This window comes from Dokdonella sp. GW821-FHT11D02 (assembly GCF_058808595.1).
This window is the reverse complement of sequence record NZ_CM179520.1, coordinates 2,824,034-2,838,378: the sequence shown is the minus strand read 5'-3', so window position 1 is coordinate 2,838,378 and position 14,345 is coordinate 2,824,034. Positions and strand designations below refer to the sequence as shown.

Annotated in this window: 12 protein-coding genes; 5 read left to right on the top strand and 7 right to left on the bottom strand. The window is 68.2% G+C overall.

The genetic code is table 11. The features are described 5' to 3' along the window. The first annotated feature begins 109 nt into the window (after window positions 1-109). Both AC3QL3_RS11960 and AC3QL3_RS11955 read left to right on the top strand, forming a co-directional pair. Entirely contained in the window at window positions 110-316 is a 207-nt protein-coding gene (locus tag AC3QL3_RS11960; RefSeq protein ID WP_492893835.1) for a cold-shock protein, read from the top strand. Window positions 317-493: 177 nt separating this feature from the next. Then, on the top strand, window positions 494-2,164 hold the full coding sequence (locus tag AC3QL3_RS11955; protein ID WP_492893833.1) for a hypothetical protein: 1,671 nt from the start codon (window positions 494-496) through the stop codon (window positions 2,162-2,164). A 22-nt stretch (window positions 2,165-2,186) separates the two neighbouring features. Here AC3QL3_RS11955 and AC3QL3_RS11950 read toward each other — a convergent pair whose 3' ends face one another. The 5 genes from AC3QL3_RS11950 to AC3QL3_RS11930 form a co-directional block, all read right to left on the bottom strand. Next, complete coding sequence (locus tag AC3QL3_RS11950; protein ID WP_492893831.1) at window positions 2,187-4,013, bottom strand: O-linked N-acetylglucosamine transferase, SPINDLY family protein; 1,827 nt, start codon at window positions 4,011-4,013, stop codon at window positions 2,187-2,189. Window positions 4,014-4,160: 147 nt separating this feature from the next. Next, entirely contained in the window at window positions 4,161-5,939 is a 1,779-nt protein-coding gene (locus AC3QL3_RS11945; protein WP_492893829.1) for an ABC transporter transmembrane domain-containing protein, read from the bottom strand. 52 nt (window positions 5,940-5,991) lie between these two features. Beyond that, on the bottom strand, window positions 5,992-6,588 hold the full coding sequence (locus AC3QL3_RS11940) for an IMPACT family protein (protein ID WP_492893827.1): 597 nt from the start codon (window positions 6,586-6,588) through the stop codon (window positions 5,992-5,994). Then, a complete protein-coding gene (locus AC3QL3_RS11935) occupies window positions 6,585-7,451 on the bottom strand; it encodes a hypothetical protein (RefSeq protein ID WP_492893825.1) in 867 nt (288 codons plus the stop codon). The genes AC3QL3_RS11940 and AC3QL3_RS11935 overlap by 4 nt, the downstream gene beginning before the upstream one ends. After that, complete coding sequence (locus AC3QL3_RS11930; protein WP_492893823.1) at window positions 7,448-7,969, bottom strand: RNA polymerase sigma factor; 522 nt, start codon at window positions 7,967-7,969, stop codon at window positions 7,448-7,450. The genes AC3QL3_RS11935 and AC3QL3_RS11930 overlap by 4 nt, the downstream gene beginning before the upstream one ends. A gap of 145 nt (window positions 7,970-8,114) precedes the next feature. Here AC3QL3_RS11930 and AC3QL3_RS11925 point away from each other — a divergent pair, with 145 nt between their 5' ends. Genes AC3QL3_RS11925 through AC3QL3_RS11915 form a run of 3 tightly spaced genes read left to right on the top strand, consistent with a single transcriptional unit; the run spans window position 8,115 to window position 13,033 of the window. Next, the gene (locus tag AC3QL3_RS11925; RefSeq protein ID WP_492893821.1) at window positions 8,115-9,371 is read left to right on the top strand and encodes an NAD(P)/FAD-dependent oxidoreductase; all 1,257 of its coding nucleotides are present in this window, start codon (window positions 8,115-8,117) and stop codon (window positions 9,369-9,371) included. Between the two features lie 17 nt (window positions 9,372-9,388). Continuing rightward, a complete protein-coding gene (locus tag AC3QL3_RS11920) occupies window positions 9,389-11,197 on the top strand; it encodes a CocE/NonD family hydrolase (RefSeq protein ID WP_492893819.1) in 1,809 nt (602 codons plus the stop codon). A 36-nt stretch (window positions 11,198-11,233) separates the two neighbouring features. Continuing rightward, entirely contained in the window at window positions 11,234-13,033 is a 1,800-nt protein-coding gene (locus AC3QL3_RS11915; RefSeq protein ID WP_492893817.1) for a CocE/NonD family hydrolase, read from the top strand. A gap of 159 nt (window positions 13,034-13,192) precedes the next feature. Here the strand turns inward: AC3QL3_RS11915 and AC3QL3_RS11910 are convergent, their stop codons facing one another. Continuing rightward, entirely contained in the window at window positions 13,193-13,519 is a 327-nt protein-coding gene (locus AC3QL3_RS11910; protein WP_492893815.1) for a hypothetical protein, read from the bottom strand. Next, complete coding sequence (locus tag AC3QL3_RS11905) at window positions 13,516-14,022, bottom strand: bactofilin family protein (protein ID WP_492893813.1); 507 nt, start codon at window positions 14,020-14,022, stop codon at window positions 13,516-13,518. The genes AC3QL3_RS11910 and AC3QL3_RS11905 overlap by 4 nt, the downstream gene beginning before the upstream one ends. Window positions 14,023-14,345: the final 323 nt, after the last annotated feature.

Below are 14,345 nucleotides of genomic sequence, written 5' to 3'. Positions count from 1 at the left end.
TTTCAAAGTTAATTAATAGTTATATTGGACCGTGCAGTCGCGTACGGTCCGCGGGTACTCGCGTCCTGAGACCTCGACGGCACGCATTCCATCGCAAGGGGTTTCATCGATGCTAACCGGTACCGTGAAATGGTTTAACGATGCCAAGGGGTTCGGGTTCATTGCGCCCGAGAGTGGCGGGGAGGACGTATTCGTTCATTACTCGGCCATCAATTCGCAAGGTTTTCGCACGCTGCAACAGGGGCAGCGTGTCAATTTCGAGATCGTCCAAGGCCCTAAAGGGCAACAGGCGTCAGGCGTATTGCCGGTCAAATAAGACGATCGTACGAAGCCTTACATAGCCCCGCTGATGCGGGGCTTTTTTTTGCTGCAATGGCGGCGCTTTGTTGCGCCGTTACCGTCACGTTACCGTGCCGTTCCCGCTCCGTGCCGACGCCTGCGCACCGGTTCACTAGACTCTCGCGCTTCCAATCGTCTGCTTGGAGTCATTCTGGTGCGTCTTCCGATCTTCCGCCCTCGCTTCGCCCTGCTGGCCGCCGCATTGGCCGCTCCGTTCGCATCCGCCGCCGAATGGCGCGTGGTGCTGAGCTCCGACAACGCCGGCATCGCGCTGCCGCAGCTGCCGCCGAGCAGCGAGAACTACAACATCGAGTCGGCCACCCTGGCGGACCGCGGACCGCCGCTTTTGAGCTTCGCGCGCACGCGGCCGAACCAGCCGAACGAGCATTGGGTGGAGAAGGGCGGCCAGCTGGTGCCGATCGCGCGCGCCGGCACCACCGATGCGAGCGGTCCCGGCCGCAGCGGCGCCGAAGCGGGCCATGTCTTCACCAGCGTGCAGGAAAATCGCGACGGCTTCGGCACCAATCACCGCGTATTCGCCGCCATCGCCGGCGCGCCGGGTTCGTCCAACAACGCGCAGAGCGTGTGGCGCTGGGACGGCACGCGCAACATCGAAATCGCGCGCAACGACGCCGGCGAAGAAAGTCCGCTCGGCCCCGGCTTGCCGCCGGGTTGGAAGTTCTATTCGCTCAAGCCGTTCGGTTCGTTCCGCAGCATCGATGCGCGCGCGTTGCCGAACGGCGAGGCGGTGATGAGCGTGCAGATCTACGGCAACGGCGCCGGCAATATCCGCGATGCGGTGATCCACCATCAGCCCGGTGTCGGCAATCGCGCCTGCCTGTTCGCCTACGACGTCGGGCCGGACTGGTCGCCCGGCGTCGACGGCATCGGTCCGTTCGCCAGCGGCGCGGGCGCCGACAAACTCGCGGTCAGTCCGCGCGCCGAGATCTACTCGGTCGCCGGCACGCGCGGCGTCGACGGCGTGCCGGGCAGCGCACGCGGCGGCATCTGGCGTCTGTGTGACGGCGCGCCGCGCGTGATGGCGCTGACCGCCGACAGCGGCGCTCTCGGTCCGGGCATGGGTTCGGCCACCTTCACCAGCATTTATCCGTCGCTGGCGACCGGCCGCGCCGGCGAGGTGCTGTTCACCGCGAAAGGCCAGGCCGATTCCGGTGCGTTCCTCGGCTTGTTCCGGCACGCGCCGGACGCCAGCCACGCGCCGGTGCTGCTGCGCGGTGCCGAGGGCAATCTCGGCCCGAAAGTCGCCGGCCAGGTGTTCCAAGACGGCGACTTCGAGTACCAAGTGCAAGCGGCCGGCCGCTACGCCGCGCTGAAGGCGGCGATCGCGCCGGTCGGCAATCCGCAGCAGAAGACCACCGGTCTGTGGCGCATCACGCCCGAGGAAGGCGCCACGCCGATCGCCCTGATCGGCGACACCGGTGCGTATGCGCCGGCGCCGGGGCGCACATGGGAGAGCTTCTATCGCTGGTCGGTGTTCGACAACGGCGACGTGGTCGTCTACGGCAGCGTCACCAGCCCCCTCGAAGCCGCGATCTGGCGCCTGCGCGCGGGCCAGCCGCCGCAGAAGATCCTCGGTTACGGCACCCTGGTCGACGTACCCACCGCCAGCGGCGTGGTGCAGACGCCGGTCCGCATCATCTACTCGGCCACCACCAGCAACGTGAGCTCGCCCGGCGACGACGGCGTGTTCAACGCGAACGGCTTCGTGCTGCAAAGCGTGGAGCTGGAGGGTTACGACGACGCCGTGATCGTGCGCGGCAACGCGATGGATCGCATCTTCGCCGACGGTTTCGGTTACGAGTGAAGTCCGCACGGCGCGCTGGCATTCACGCCGGCGCGCCGCTTGCGTCGTAGAGCTCGCGCAGCGCCGCGGCAAAGTCGGCGGCCTGCGCGCGCGCATCGCACAAACGTGCCTGCACCGCACGACGCTGCTCGGCGCGTCCCGCGCGCAGCGCGCTCGTATCGGCGGCGAGCGCGACGGCGCGTTCGACGTAGTCGTCGTGGTCGCGCGCGACCCATTCCGCGCGGCCGAGCCGCCACAAGAGACTTGCACTCTGCCGGCTGACCAAGGTTTCGCCCGCCAGTGCGACCGCCGCCGCGCCCATCCACAGCGCATCGCAAGTCGTCGCGCAGCCGGAGAACGGGAACGGGTCGAGTGCGATGTCGACCCGGCGGTAGGCTTCGAGCAGATCGGCGTACGGACGTCTGCCGTACAAGCGCACGCGTTCGCGCGCGACGCCGTGGCGCTCGAAGCGGGCAAGCGTGAATTCGCGCGTGGCGTCGTCGTCGAGCAGGCGCGTGCCGAGTTCGAGTTCAGCCTGCGGCACGCGACGTAGGATCTCCGCCCAGCTCGCGATCACCGCGTCGTTGAGCTTGGCCAGGCGGTTGAACGAGGCGTAACGGACGCGGCCGTCGCCGGCGTATTCCGCCGCGGGTGAGAATTCCGGCGGGGTGTAGCAAAAACGCCCGGCCGGCAGATGCAGCAGGCGTTCGCTGTAGCGTTGGCTGGAATCGATCGGTGTCAGCCAGGTGTCGCTGAGCCAGGCATCCATCGACGGCAACGCGGTGGTGTCGAACCAGTCGAGCCAGGAGAGCTGCACCGGCGCGACGCGCTGCGCGAGCACGCGTGCGCGATTCCAGGTCGAATGCCCGGCCAGATCGACCAGCACGTCGAGGTCGAGTTCGCGCAGGCGCTGCAGCAAGCGGCTGTCGTCGAGCCCGGCGGCATCGATCCATTCCTCGGCGAGCGCGCGCAGACGCCGCGTCGCCGCATCGTCCGCAGGATGCAGCGCGATCAGCAGGTGGCGATGTCGCGTGCGATCGAACGCGCCGAGCAGGCCGCCGAGGAAGGTGGCGACCGGACCTTCGTCGAAGCGCGGCGACAGCCAGCCGACACGCAGCGCGCGATCCGCTCGGGAGCTCCGCGCACGCACGAACGGCGCGCCGAAGCGCGGCACGTGACGCCGCACGAAATCGCAATGCGCGGCGTACAGGGCCTCGTTGTCCTGTTGCGGGTCGTAGTGCATCAGCACCAGATGCCGCGCCGCAGTGTCCGCATCCGCATCGGGCAGCAGCTCGCGGTAGTGGGCGAGGCCGGCTTCCACTTCGCCACGATCGATCAGTGCGGTCGCCAGCACCGCGCGCGGCGCGCGCGCTCGCGGCCGCAGCGCGAGCGCGCGTTCGCTCCAGACCAAGGCGGCGCCGAGCGCGCCTTGGTTGTGCAAGGTCTCGGCCAGCAGCAGCGCGCAGGCGTAGTCCTGCGGCTGGCGTTGCGCGCGTGCCTGCAGCAACTCGGTCCGATGCAGCCAGGCGCCGGCGGCGGCGAAATCGCCGAGCGCACCGCCGAACTCGTTGCCGGCATCGAGCAGGCTCGGATCGCATGCTGTGGCCAGCGCGGCATCGAAGCGTCCGTCGTGCAGCAAGGCGCGCACCAGGGCGCAGCGTGCCAGCAGGAGCTGCGGATGGTGCTCGAGTACACCGGCCAGTTCGACCGCAGCCGTTGCGTACTGCGCACGGAAGAGCAGGGCGAGGCCGAGATAAACGCGTGCCGCGACGTTGCCCGGCTCCAGCGCAAGCGCTTCGTGTGCCGCGGCCAGCGCCTCCTCAGCCCGTTCGGCAGCGAGTGCGGTTTCGCAGCGGCGAAGCGCGTCCATGACGGCGCGCTGTGGCTTGGGAGTCGGATCAGATTCAGTCACGCTCGCAAGATAGCGCATGGCGTGCAGCGTCCTCACGTAGCACGCTTGTTTCGCAGCAGACGCAGTTACCTCTCTCGCAAGCGGGAGAGGCGGAAAGGCGTCGCATCAAGCCGCGAACTGCAAGCGCGCCAACTCCGCATACAAACCGTCTTCACGCACCAGTTCCGCATGCGTACCTTGCGCGACGATGCGGCCGCCCTCCATCACCACGATACGGTCGGCGCGCTGCACGGTGGCGAGGCGGTGGGCGATGACCAGGGTCGTGCGGCCGCGCATCAGCCGTTCGAGCGCCTGCTGCACCAGATGCTCCGACTGCGCATCCAGGCTCGAGGTCGCCTCGTCGAGCAGCAACACCGGCGCATCGCGCAGCAGCGCGCGCGCGATCGCCACACGCTGCTGCTGACCGCCGGACAAGCGCACGCCGCGCTCGCCGAGGTAGGTGTCGTAGCGATCGGGCAGCGCTTCGAGGAAATCGTGCGCCTCGGCCGCGCGCGCGGCGGCGAGAATCTGCTCGCGCGTCGCGTCGGCGCGTCCGTAGCCGATGTTGTCGGCCGCGCTGGCGCCGAACAGCACCGGATCTTGCGGCACCAGCGCGAACGCACCGCGCAAATCGGGCAGCGCCAACGCGCCGAGTTCGACGCCGTCCAGCGTGATGCGGCCGTGCTGGGGTTCGTGGAAGCGCAACAGCAGCTGGAACACCGTGCTCTTGCCGGCGCCGGAAGGTCCGACCAGGGCGACGGTCTGGCCGGGTTCGACCGTCAAGTTGAAATCGTGCAGTGCGGCGCGATCGGGGCGCGAGGGATAACGGAATTCCACGCCCTCCAAGCGAATCGCTCCGCGCACCGGCTGCGCCAGCACGTGCGGCGCGGCGGGCGAGCGGATTTCGGTGCGCGTGTCGAGCAGCTCGCCGATGCGGCCGAGCGCGCCGGCCGCGCGCAGGATGTCGCCCCAGACTTCGGTCAGCGCGCTGACCGAGCCGGCCACCAGCACCGCGTACAGCACGAACTGGCTCAGCACGCCGGCCGCCATGCTGCCGCCGATGACCGCCTGCGCGCCGGCCCACAGCACCGAGGTGATCGCACCGAAGGTCAACAGGATCACCATCGCGGTCAGTGTGCCGGTCATCGCGATGCGCTTCTTCGCGGCAGCGAGAGCGCGCGCGACCGCGTCGGCGTAGCGCGCCGATTCGCGCGGTTCGCGCGTGTAGGCCTGCACGGTGTGCATCGCGTTGAGCGCTTCGCTGGCGGTCGCCGAGGTCTCGGCGATGCGGTCCTGACTTTCGCGCGCGAGGTCGGTCACGCGGCGGCCGAATATGACGATCGGCAGGATCACCGCCGGAATCACCAGCGCGGTGAAGCCGGCCAGGCGCGGGCTGGTCGCGACCATCGCGATGGCGCCGCCGACCAGGGTGACGACGCCGCGCACGGACACCGAAAGCGTCGAGCCGACCACCGTCTGCACCAGCTCGGTGTCGGCGGCCAGGCGCGAAACCAGCTCGCCGCTGCGGGTGCGCTCGAAGAACGCCTGGTCCAAGGTCAGCAGATGGTCGTACAAGCGCCGGCGCAGGTCGGCGGCGACGCGCTCGCTCAAGAAGCTGATGAAGAAGAAGCGCCCCGCCGTCGCCACCGCGAGCACTGCGGCGACGCCGAACAAGCCGAGGAAGCTCGCATTGATCGCGGCCGCGTTGGCCTGGGTGAAGCCGTTGTCGATCATCACGCGCACCGCTTGCGGCAGAGTCAGCGTGGCGGTCGAGGAGACGGCGAGGAAGCCGAGCCAGCCGGCGACGAGGCCGCGATACGGCTTGAGGTACGGAAACAGGCGCGTCAGATAGCGCAGGCGGCGCGGCGGCTCGGCGGATTTCTCGTTGCTTGCGGCGAGGGTCATCGGGGCGCAGCCGGCAAAAGACGGTTCGAGTTGCGGGTAGGGGCGGGTCGGTTCAAGTGTCGGCCTCGACGATAGCGCGGCCACGCGACAAATCGCGCAGCAGCACGGTCAACGCTGCGACGCGTTCGCGCGGCAGCTCCAGTTCCAATTCGGCGCCGTCGGCGGCGGCACGCTCGCCCAGCTTGACCGCGGCGAACTCGCGCAGGCGAGTATGCAGGCTCGCGGCGCTGGCGAAATCGCAGCGTACGCGTATCGTGACGCGTTCCACCAACGGGCGCTTCGCCGCCAGGCGCAGGCATTCCGCCGCGCAGCCACCATACGCGCGCACCAGCCCGCCGACGCCGAGCTTGACCCCGCCGAACCAGCGCGTGACCACCACCGCGACGCGGTCCAGCCGCTGGCCTTCGATCGCGGCCAGGATCGGGCGGCCGGCACTGCCGCCCGGTTCGCCGTCGTCGTTGAAGCGATAGTGGGTGCCGAATCGATAAGCCCAGCAATTGTGCGTCGCCTCGCGCACGCTGACGCGCGCGACGAAGACGAGTGCCGCGGCGGCGTCGTCGATCGGTGCGGCGTGGGCGAGGAAGCGGCTTTTCTTGATTTCCTGCTGCAGGCGCGCGTCACCGTCCAAGGTCTGCGACGCTGCCGTCATGGTTCGAGCGCGCGCAACTCGGGCGACAGCTGCCAGTCCGGATGGGCGCGGCGGAACAGCTGCAGGCTCTCGATCGCCTGCTGACGGCGGCCTTGGTGCAGCAGTTGCTCGATGCGCGCGAGCCAGGCTTCCGGCGCGAGCTGGGTGTCGCGGCGCAGTTCGGCTGAGCTGGAGAGAGCTGGCGTGCCCGCGGAGCGTTCGTATTTGGGCGAGGCTTCGTCCTGCGCGGCCTGCTTCGAAGACGCGGCGGCGCGCGCGGCGGTGTCTGCGGAAACAGAGGCATTCGCCGCCGCCTCCTGTTCACCGGCGAACGGCGCCGCGGCAGGTTGTGCGGCCGGCGCGCTGTCCGGCTCGAGCGGCGGCGCCGCGACCGCAGCAGGCGGCGGCGGAGCCGCCGGAGCCGGCGCGCGGCGCATGGATGGGGCGTTTTTCTCTGCCGCCGGTTTGTTCACGCGCGCTTTCGGTTCAGCCGGCGCGGATTGCGGCGCGGCGGGCATCGGCGCGACCGCATCGGCGGCCGGCGCGCTTTCGTGGCGGCGCGCCGGCGCGTCGATCGGCTGCACCGGCACCACGTTCGGTGCGCTGTGCGGCGCGCCATGTTCCTGCTGACGCAGGCCTTCATGTCCGGCGTGCCAGGCGATTCCGGCCGCCAGCACCAAGCCCGCCGCGGAACCGAAACCGACCAGCCAGCGTTGCCGCCGCGGCCGCGTGCCGTGCACCGCGCGCGCCGCTTCGGCGAGCACGCTGCGATCGAGCCGCCGCGGCGGATCCAATCGCGGCAAGCGCCGGTACAACGCGCCGAGCTCGCCGCCGTCGTCGGCGAGCAAGCGCTCGAGGTCGTCGTCGGGGCGGCGTGCGTTCACGTCGAAAATCTCGCGCGGATGCGCGCCAGCGCATAGCGCAGGCGCGACTTCACCGTTTCGCGGCCGGCGCCGGTGATTTCGCCGATCTCTTCCAGGCCGAGGCCGCCTTCGATGCGCAGCAGAAACGCGACGCGCTGTTCTTCGGGCAGTTCTTCCAGTGCGATCTGCAGCCGGCGGCGCTGTTCGAATTCGCTCAAGGCGCGCTCGGGCTGTTCCGATTCGGGCGCGTCCAGCGTGCGCAGCACAGCTTCAGTTTCCTCGCTCGACGCTTGCGGGCGCTGGCGCCGGAAGCGATCGACCACGAGGTTGTGCGCGATCTGCAGCAGCCAGGTGGTGAACTTCGCTTCCGGCCGGTAACGCTCGCGCGCGGCGATCAGACGGCTCCAGGTGTCCTGGAACAGTTCGTCGGCATCGGCGCGCTGACGCAGGTTGCGCAGCAGGAAGCGGTACAACATGCCGCGGTGGCGCCGGTAGAGCATCTCGAAAGCGAGCAGGTCGCCTCCGGCGTAAGCGAGCATCAGTTCCTCATCGGTCTTTTCGGCCCCCATATCCGCCAGAGGGTACGGCAAACGGGCGCGGGCCGTCACGGGTGGAGTAGAGCCTGTAACGCGGGCGGGCGCCCGGCGGGGTTCGGCTCGGCGGACGAGCCCGTACAATCGCCAGATGACTTCAAAGCGAACGGACGTGCTGATTCTCGGCGGCGGCGTGATCGGCCTCGCTTGCGCACACTACCTGCTCGCCGCCGGACGCAGCGTGACCGTGCTCGAACAAGGCCGCATCGGCAGCGGCAGCTCGCACGGCAACTGCGGCACGCTGACGCCGAGCCACGCCGCGCCGCTGGCGCAGCCGGGCATGGTCGGCACCGCGCTGCGCTGGCTGCTCAAGCCGGACGCGCCGCTGCGCATCAAGCCGCGCCTGGATCCGGCGCTGCTGCGCTGGCTGCTCGGCTTCGCCGCGCGCTGCAATCCGCGCGATTTCGAACGCGCGACGCGGGTCAAGGCACCGTTGCTGGTGCGTTCGCGCGAGCTGATCGAAGCTCTGGTGCGCGAGCAGGGTCTCGACTGCGAATTCGAAGCGCTCGGCACCATGAATGTATTCCGCGACGCGCACAACTTCGAGCAGGCGCAGCGCTCGCTGCCGCTCTTGGCCGAACTCGGTATCCGCGTCGACGCGCTCGATGCGAACGCCACGCTCGCGCGCGAACCCGCGCTCAAGCCGGGCGTGGCCGGCGCGCTGTACAACCCCGGCGATGCGCAGCTGCGGCCGGATCGCTACGTGGCCGAGCTCGCGCGCAGCGTGCGTGCGCGCGGCGCCGTGCTGATGGAAGGTGCGCGCATCGACGGCTGCGTGCGCGAAGGCGCACGCATCACGCGTGTCGCGACGACGCAAGGCGAGTTCGAGGGGCGCGAGGTGGTGCTCGCGCTCGGCGCGTGGTCGCCGCCGTTCGCACGCCAGCTCGGCCTGCGCCTGCCGATCCAGCCCGGCAAGGGCTATTCGATCACCTATGCGCGGCCCGACCTGTGCCCACGCATTCCGCTGACCCTGAAAGAGCGCAGCGTGTGCGTGACGGCGTGGGGCTCGGGCTATCGCCTGGGCAGCACGATGGAGTTCGCCGGCTACGACAGCAGCCTCAATCGCACGCGGCTCGATGCGCTGCGGCGCGGCGCGGCCGAATTCCTGCGCGAGCCGGAGGGGGCGAGCGTAGTCGAGGAGTGGTACGGCTGGCGGCCGATGACCCCTGACGATCTGCCCATGCTCGGCCGCGCGCCTGCTTGCGAGAATCTGCTGCTGGCGACCGGGCATGGCATGCTCGGCGTCAGCTTGTCCGCGATCACCGGTCTCTTGGTCAGCGAGGTGATCGTCGGCAAGTCACCGTCGTTCGACCTGGCACCGTTTGCGGCGGCGCGGTTCGGTCGCTAGCTCGAAGGGGGATGCGCATGGGATACCTGGGTCGCGCGCTGGCGCTCGCATTCGCATGGAGCAGTCCGATCGGCCTGCGCGCAGCGCACGCGGCATCGGAAGCGGAAGCGGCGGTCGCGTTCCAGTGGGGCGTGCGCATTCCGATGCGCGACGGCGTCGAACTCGCCGCCACGTTGTACCGGCCGCGCGAGCAAGCAGAGCCGCTGCCGTGCCTGTTCACGCTGACGCCCTACATCGCGCAGAGCTATCACGACAAAGGGACTTACTTCGCCGCCAACGGCTACGTGTTCCTGACCGTCGACGTGCGCGGCCGCGGCAACTCGCAAGGCGAATTCACGCCGCTGTTGCAGGAGGCGAAGGACGGCCACGACATCGTCGAATGGCTGGCGCGGCAGAGCTACTGCAACGGCAAGGTCGCGATGTACGGCGCGTCCTACGTCGGCTACACGCAATGGGCGACGGCGAAAGAGCTGCCGCCGCATCTGAGCGCGATCGCACCGGTGGTCGCGGTCGGTCCGGGCCTCGATTTTCCGGTCGGCAGCGGTTTGTTCTACACCTACGCCATGCGCTGGCTGACCCTGGTCGACGGCCGCGCCGATCAAAGCGATATCTTCGCCGACAGCAAGTTCTGGGTGCCGCAGTTCCGCCGCTGGTACGAGGCGCATGCGCCGTTCAAGGAACTCGACAGTTATCTCGGCCATCCTTCGCCGACGTTTCAGCAGTGGATCGCGCATCCCTTGCGCGACGCGTACTGGGATGCGTTCCATCCGACACCGCAGCAATACGCGCAGATGAGCCTGCCGATCCTGTCGGTCACCGGTCACTACGACGGCAATCAGGCCGGTGCCTTGTCGTTCTATCGCGACCATCTGCGCTACGGGCCAGAGCAGGGCAAGGCACGGCACTATCTGGTGATCGGTCCGTCCGACCATTTCGGTACTCAGGAACCGCACGCCGACGTCGGCGGTTTGCATTTCGGCCCGGCCGCGCTGATCGACATGAACGCGCTGCACAAGGCCTGGTACGACTGGACCTTGAAGGGCGGCGCCAAGCCGGAATTCCTGAAAGACAAGGTCGCGTTCTATGTCTCGGGGGAAGAAGCCTGGCGCTACGCGCCGAGCCTCGCAGCCGCAACAGCGACGACGCGCGACTGGTACCTCGACTCGGACGGCCGCGCCGACGACGTCTTCCACGCCGGAAGCTTGCGCGCGGACCAGCACGGCAGCGGCAAGCCGGATCGCTACGTCTACGATCCGCTCGACCTGAGTCCGCTCGATTACGAAGCGTCGTCCGACCGCTTCGATCCGGCGTTTGCGCCCTATGTCGACCAGCGCCGCATATTGGCCGCGGCCGGCAAGCAGCTGGTTTATCACACGCCGCCGCTGCAACAAGACACCGACATCGCCGGCTTCTTCGCGCTGTCGGCGTTCATCGCGCTGGACCGGCCCGATACCGATTTCATCGCGACCATCCATCAGATCAAGCCGGACGGGAGCAGCGTGCTGCTGAGCCGGGACCAGCTGCGCGCGCGCCATCGTACGAGCCTGCGCGAGCAGACCCTGGTGCCGCCCGGCGCGGTGTCGCGCTACGACTTCGAGCGCTTCAGTTTCATCGCGCGACGCTTGAGCCAGGGCAGCCGTTTGCGTCTGGTGCTGGCGCCGGTCAATTCGATGGCCTACCAGAAGAACTACAACACGGGCGGCGTGATCGCCGAGGAATCGGGCAAGGATGCGCGCACGGTCACAGTTACGCTCTATCACGACGCGCAGCACCCCAGCGTGCTGCGCATGCCGCTTGCCTCGCCCTCGTCGGTGCCGGCAAAGTAACCCGCCCGCCGCATCGGCGGATCGTCGAGGAATCGCATGCGATACACACTGGCTGTCGGATTGGCGTTTGCCGCTCTGCTGATCGGCGCGCCGGCCTTGGGGAAAGACAGCAAAGCCGAGCCGCCCGCCGCCGAGGTGCAGTTCCAATGGGGCGTCAAGATTCCGCTGCGCGACGGCGTCCATCTCAACGCCACCTTGTACAAGCCACGCGAGCAAGCGCAGCCGCTGCCATGTGTGTTCACGCTGACGCCCTACATCGCGCAGAGTTACCACGATCGCGGCATGTACTTCGCCGCCAACGGCTACGTGTTCCTCACCGTCGACGTGCGCGGCCGCGGCAATTCCGAGGGCGAGTTCACGCCGCTGTTGCAGGAAGCCAAAGACGGTCACGACGTGATCGAATGGCTGGCGCAGCAGCCCTACTGCAACGGCAAGATCACCATGTGGGGCGGTTCCTACGCCGGCTACGACCAGTGGGCCAGCGCGAAGGAATTCCCGCCGCATCTGGCGACCATCGTGCCGGTCGCATCGCCCATGCCCGGCGTCGACTATCCGATGGCGCACAACATGTTCTATTCCTACGACACGCAGTGGCTGACCCTGGTCAGCGGCCGCGCCGGGCAGGAAAAGATCTTCGGCGACGGTAGCTTCTGGGGCACGCAGTTTCGCCGCTGGTACGAGGCGCAGGCGCCGTTCAAGGAACTCGATCGCTACGTCGGCAATCCCTCGCCGCACTTCCAGACCTGGATCTCGCACCCGCTGCAGGATGCGTATTGGGACAGCTACAACCCGACCTCCGAACAGTTCGCCAAACTGAGCCTGCCGATCCTCAGCATCACCGGCCACTACGACGGCGACCAGCCCGGCGCGCTCGCGTTCTACGACCAGCACATGCGCTACGGCTCGGACGCGGCGAAGGCCAAGCACTACCTGATCATCGGCCCGTGGGATCACGCCGGTACGCGCACGCCGAAGGCGGAAGTGGCCGGTCTGAAATTCGGGCCGGCCTCGCTGCTCGACATGAACGCCCTGCACAAGGCCTGGTACGACTGGACCATGAAGGACGGCGCCAAGCCGGAGTTCCTCAAGGATAAGGTCGCCTTCTACGTCAACGGCGAAGAAGCCTGGCGTTACGCGCCGAACCTGCAATCAGTGACCGCCAAGCGCGAGACCTGGCATCTCGATTCGGTCGCCGCGCGCGCCAACGACGTGTTCGCTTCGGGCGAGCTGCAACGCGATCGACCCGGCCGCGGCCAGCCCGATCGCTACGTCTACGATCCGCTCGACACCAGTTCGGCGGCGTGGGAAGTGGAGGAGTCGGAGAACGCGCTCACCGACCAGCGCGGCGCACTGCTGGCCGGCGGCAAGGCCTTGTTCTATCACACGCCGGCGTTCGCCGCGGACACCGATCTCGCCGGCTTCTTCAAGCTGTCGGCCTGGATCGAACTCGACCAGCCCGATACCGACATCGGCGTGTCGGTGTACGAAGTGAAGCCGGACGGCAGCGTGGTCTTCCTCGCCGGCGACGCGATCCGCGCGCGCTATCGCAAGAGCCAACGCGAGGCGCAGCTGGTCAAGCCGGGCGCGATCGAGCGCTACGACTTCGACACCTTCACCTTCGTCGCGCGCCGCATCGCCAAGGGCAGCCGCCTGCGCCTGGCGATCGCTCCGATCAATTCGATGTACGCCGAGAAGAACTACAACGCCGGCGGCGTAGTAGCGGAGGAATCGGGCAAGGACGCGCGCAAGGTCACGGTCAAGCTCTATCACGACGCGGCGCGACCGAGCGCGTTGTCGCTGCCGATTGCGGCAGCCTCGTCCGTGGTGGCGAAGTAATCGAAGGGCGCGCGTCTTGCGCGCCCGTTGCCGTCATCCCGCTCTCGACTCCGATCGGGAAAGCTGAAGCCGACCTCCGCGTTCGCGGAGATGACGTGCCCTTCAAGCAGACGGCTCAGCGGCGTGTGTGCGGTGCCGGAAACGCGAGACGTCGAGTCTTCACTCGACGTCCTGCGTCAGCTCGACCGACAACGCGAACGTACGCCGCTCGCCGGGCCGGATCGCGCCGACGCCGACCAGCTTGCGATCGATTTCCTCGCCACGCTCGTTGCGGATCGAGAGCACCATCGAATACTCGGAGAAGCCGCCTTTGGACGGCTGCTCCAAGGTGCCCTCGACGCGCAGTGCGGACGAAGTCCGGCGCTTCCCGGTGGCCGCACTGAAACGAAGATGGTGCTGGCACGACGGACAAACGTCCGCACTGGCGAGGATGGTCGCCTTGCAGTGCGGACAGACGCCGGTGACGCGCGCTCGCTGTGCGGTCACGACGCGGCGCCGTTCTCCGCGCCGTTGCGACCGGCCTTGGCGCTCTTCTCGTCCCAGCCGAATTCGACTTGACCGCGCATGCGCGAACCGGCGGCGACGGTCAGCGAGCCGGCTTTGAGATCGCCGATGAGGACGCCGCTCTGCTGCAGCTCGACTTGCGCTGCCGAATCGATGTTGCCTTCGAGTTCACCGGCGACGATGACCTTCTTCGCGCGCACGCCGCCGGCGACCTTGGCGTCCTTCTCGATGCTCAGATCGCCCTGCACGTTGACGTCGCCCTTGAAGCGTCCGGCGATGCGCACGTGGCCGGCGCCTTCGATCTTGCCTTCGATCGCGATGTCGGAGGCGATCAAGGACTCCTTCGCTTCGCTGCGTTCGCTGCGGTAAGCCGGAGCGGGCACGTAGTCGACCACCGGCGCCGTCTCCTTCGGCGCAACCGGCAGCGGCTCGGGCGTGTAGGCGGGCGTTTCTTTCTTCGGCGAGGGCTGGTTGAAGATGGCCATGGTGCTGCGTACTCCGCTTCAGGGGACGAGGAGGGTAGTGGGCGGGTCGTTCCGCCGCCTGTGAACTTACTCACGAAATACGCATTAAGCAATTGATGAATAACGAAATATTTGCACCGTTAACAAACGAGAGTATGAGTCGGTGTGGCTTCCTCGGAGCGGGGGTTGCGCTAGCCCGTCGCGCTCCCGCGCCGGCCTGAGCGGCATCGTTATGGTGGCGCCGCCGCGGTCGCGGCGGCGAGCCGCGGCGGTCTTGCCAGCCACGGCTCGGAACGCCGGTCCGTACGCTACAGTCGGACGATTCCCTTTCCGACGATCGCAAG

Coding starts and splice junctions, on each gene's coding strand:
- AC3QL3_RS11905 (WP_492893813.1), bottom strand. CDS start 14,022: ATGGCCATCTTCAACCAGCCCTCGCCGAAGAAAGAAACGCCCGCCTAC.
- AC3QL3_RS11930 (WP_492893823.1), bottom strand. CDS start 7,969: ATGCTCGCTTACGCCGGAGGCGACCTGCTCGCTTTCGAGATGCTCTAC.
- AC3QL3_RS11960 (WP_492893835.1), top strand. CDS start 110: ATGCTAACCGGTACCGTGAAATGGTTTAACGATGCCAAGGGGTTCGGG.
- AC3QL3_RS11925 (WP_492893821.1), top strand. CDS start 8,115: ATGACTTCAAAGCGAACGGACGTGCTGATTCTCGGCGGCGGCGTGATC.
- AC3QL3_RS11950 (WP_492893831.1), bottom strand. CDS start 4,013: ATGGACGCGCTTCGCCGCTGCGAAACCGCACTCGCTGCCGAACGGGCT.
- AC3QL3_RS11920 (WP_492893819.1), top strand. CDS start 9,389: ATGGGATACCTGGGTCGCGCGCTGGCGCTCGCATTCGCATGGAGCAGT.
- AC3QL3_RS11915 (WP_492893817.1), top strand. CDS start 11,234: ATGCGATACACACTGGCTGTCGGATTGGCGTTTGCCGCTCTGCTGATC.
- AC3QL3_RS11945 (WP_492893829.1), bottom strand. CDS start 5,939: ATGACCCTCGCCGCAAGCAACGAGAAATCCGCCGAGCCGCCGCGCCGC.
- AC3QL3_RS11940 (WP_492893827.1), bottom strand. CDS start 6,588: ATGACGGCAGCGTCGCAGACCTTGGACGGTGACGCGCGCCTGCAGCAG.